At 72.1% G+C, this 2,970-nt stretch carries 3 protein-coding genes; 1 reads left to right on the top strand and 2 read right to left on the bottom strand.

Annotation, left to right across the window (positions count from 1 at the left end):
- Positions 1-133: 133 nt before the first annotated feature.
- Positions 134-799 (bottom strand): TetR/AcrR family transcriptional regulator, encoded by a 666-nt coding sequence (locus tag AOK24_RS38620; RefSeq protein WP_055724603.1) that lies wholly within the window; start codon positions 797-799, stop codon positions 134-136.
- A gap of 132 nt (positions 800-931) precedes the next feature.
- Here AOK24_RS38620 and AOK24_RS38625 point away from each other — a divergent pair, with 132 nt between their 5' ends.
- Positions 932-1,819 carry a shikimate dehydrogenase gene (locus AOK24_RS38625; RefSeq protein WP_055724604.1) on the top strand — a complete coding sequence of 296 codons (888 nt, stop codon included), beginning with the start codon at positions 932-934 and terminating at the stop codon, positions 1,817-1,819.
- Here the strand turns inward: AOK24_RS38625 and AOK24_RS38630 are convergent.
- On the bottom strand, positions 1,794-2,970 hold a 1,177-nt coding region (locus AOK24_RS38630; protein ID WP_240554325.1), incomplete at its 5' end, for a membrane-associated oxidoreductase. The two genes, AOK24_RS38625 and AOK24_RS38630, sit on opposite strands and share 26 nt — an antisense overlap.

Genomic DNA, 2,970 nt, shown 5'->3' on the forward strand with positions numbered 1-2,970 from the left:
GCGCTGGTGGGCGCTTGTGGGGTGCTTGTGGGGCGCTTAATTAACCCACTGGGTAGTTAGTCTCGGTGGGAAGGGATGTTGCGCCGAGGTTTCCCCCGTGTCAAGAGGTCGCGCGGACAGTTCCCGACGGCCGTCAGTCCGCCGCGCGTTCCGCCGTCAGGTACGCGATCACCATGTCGCCGAGCATCACCCGGTACTGCTCGCGCTGCCCGGGGTCGAGCAGGTCGCGGCCGAACAGGGCGCCGAACGTGTGCCGGTTGGCGACCCGGAAGAAGCAGAACGAGCTGATCATCGCGTGCAGGTCGACGGCGTCGACGTCCGCCGTGAACAGGCCCGACCGCTGCCCGGCGGCGAGGATGCGGCGGATCACGTCGAGCGCCGGGGAGCCCATGCGGCCGAGCTTCTCGGACGCCGCGATGTGCTCCGCGCCGTGGATGTTCTCGATCGTCACCAGGCGGATGAAGTCGGGGTGGGCCTCGTGGTGGTCGAACGTCACCTCCGCGAGCCGGCGGATGGCCGCGACCGGGTCCAGGTGGTCGACGTCCAGGCGCTGTTCGGCCTCGCGGATCACGCCGTACGCGCGCTCCAGGACCGCCGTGAACAGCTGCTCCTTGCCGCCGAAGTAGTAGTAGATCATCCGCTTCGTGGTGCGGGTGCGGGCCGCGATCTCGTCGACGCGGGCGCCGTCGTAGCCCGCCCGCGCGAATTCCTGGGTGGCCACGTCGAGGATCTCCGCCCGGGTGCGGGCCGCGTCGCGGATCCGTCCGCCGGGGCGTGCTGGTTCGTCGACGCTGGTCATCGGAGTCCTTCGGGAGTGCGGACAGTGCGCAGATTGTAGAAGGCGGGGAGGTGGGGGTTCCCGGCGGAGGCGTCCGGCTGATATAGCTAACGTACTGGTTCGTACATTACGGTGACCGCTCAGGAGGTCCGCGTGGCCAAGGACTCGTATCTCGTCGGACTGATCGGCTCCGGGATCGGCCCGTCCCTCAGCCCCGCGCTGCACGAACGCGAGGCGGACCGGCAGGACCTGCGGTACCTGTACCGGCTGATCGACCTCGACGTGCTCGGTGCGGGTCCCGAGGCGGTGGGGGAGCTGGTGCGCGCGGCGCGGGACCTCGGGTTCGACGGGCTGAACGTCACGCATCCCTGCAAGCAGGTCGTGCTGGATCACCTGGACGCCCTGTCGCCGCAGGCCGAGGCGCTGGGCGCGGTCAACACGGTCGTCTTCGGGGAGGACGGGCGGGCGGTGGGCCACAACACGGACGTCACCGGGTTCGCGGCGTCCTTCGCGCGGGGGCTGCCGGACGTGCCGCTGGAGCGGGTCGTGCAACTGGGCGCGGGCGGTGCGGGGGCCGCCGTCGCGCATGCCGCGCTGACGCTGGGCGCGGGGACGGTGACGGTCGTGGACGCGGTACCGGAACGCGCCGCCGCTCTGGCCTCCGCCCTGAACGGCCACTTCGGCGCGGGCCGCGCGGCGTACGCGACCCCGGACGCGCTGCCCGCGCTCCTCGCCGACGCCGACGGGCTGGTCCACGCGACGCCCACGGGGATGGCCGCGCATCCCGGACTGCCGCTGCCCGCCGCGCTGTTGCGCGCCGAGTTGTGGGTCGCCGAGGTGGTGTACCGCCCGCTGGAGACGGAACTCCTTCGCGTCGCCCGAGAGTTGGGCTGCGCGACCCTCGACGGGGGCGGCATGGCCGTCTTCCAGGCCGCCGACGCGTTCCGCCTGTTCACGGGGCGGGAGCCGGACAGCGCCCGGATGCTGGCGGACATCGGGGAGCTGGCGGGGCTGCCTACTGCCGGCTCACCGTCCGCGTGATGCCCGTGACCACCGTCGTCGCCAGGATCCAGCCCGTCACGATCAGGACGTACGACAGGGTCTGGTAGACGCCCGCCGGCTTGAACGCGCCCTCCTGGCCGAAGGAGATGACCGGGAGGAGCAGGTCCAGGGTGTAGAAGACGGGGTTGAAGTCCGGGGACTCGGCGGGCTTCAGGGGCGCCGGGTGGTGGAGGGCGAACGTGATCGAGCCGATCGCCAGGAGGGAGAGGAGCCAGCCGCCCGCGCGCAGGGGGCGGAAGCCGTAGCCGACCGTCGTGTCCTGGACGTGGCCCCAGAGGCGGCCGTACCAGGGGAGGGTGCGGCGGTGGCGGCGCTGTTTGGCGAGCTGGACCAGGCGGGCCGAGGTGTCGTCGCCGGTCCTGCGGTAGGCGGCGGTCAGCTGCTCGTACGCGTGCGGGTCGAACGGCGTGAACGAGTCGTCGCGGTCCAGCATCGGAAGGCGGGACTCCGCCGGGGCGTGCGGGGTCAGGAACGTGTACGTCAGGTCCAACAGGCGCACCTGGTCCGGGAGTTTCTCCGGGGACAGGTTCAACTGGCCTATCTCCGTGGCCCGGAGGTTCAGCATCCCCTCGATCGGGGCGCCCCTGCGCAGCCACAGCTCGCCGATCACGCAACTGCTCGCGCGCAGCGCCGTCCCGCCGGGGTTCGACAGCGTGCAGTCGAGGAGGTCGATCCGGCCCGGTACGCGGGCGCCGCGCAGGTCGATACGGCCCTGAGCGCGCAGGCGGCGGGCGACGATGTTGGCGCCCACCTCCATCGTCTCGGCCTGGACGACGTTCGCGCCCGGGTGGGCGAGGTCCGCGTCCTCCAGGTCGACCGAGCCGGTGACCCGGGCGCCGTCCAGGCGGATCATGCCCCGCGCCTTCAGGCCCCTCGCGCACAGGTCGTCGTCCACGGAGAGCTGGTTGAGGCCCAGCGCCGGCAACCCGCTGTCGTCACCGGTGACTTCGGCGTGGTCCAGGAAGAGCGCGCCCGCGATCTGGGTGCCGCCCAGGCGGACCGGGCCGGAGATACGGCACCGGGTCAGACGCAGGCTGCCGTCGATGCGGGCGCCCAGTTGCAGTACGTGAACCTCCGTGACAGCGCCCTCCCGGGCCTGGCGGCGGCGCGCGCCCGCATCGACGGCAGCC

This window comes from Streptomyces niveiscabiei, from assembly GCF_001419795.1.
Classification (GTDB): domain Bacteria; phylum Actinomycetota; class Actinomycetes; order Streptomycetales; family Streptomycetaceae; genus Streptomyces; species Streptomyces niveiscabiei.

What these genes read in the sequence shown, in the direction of transcription:
- AOK24_RS38620 (WP_055724603.1), bottom strand. Translation starts at nt 799, where the DNA reads ATGACCAGCGTCGACGAACCAGCACGCCCCGGCGGACGGATCCGCGAC.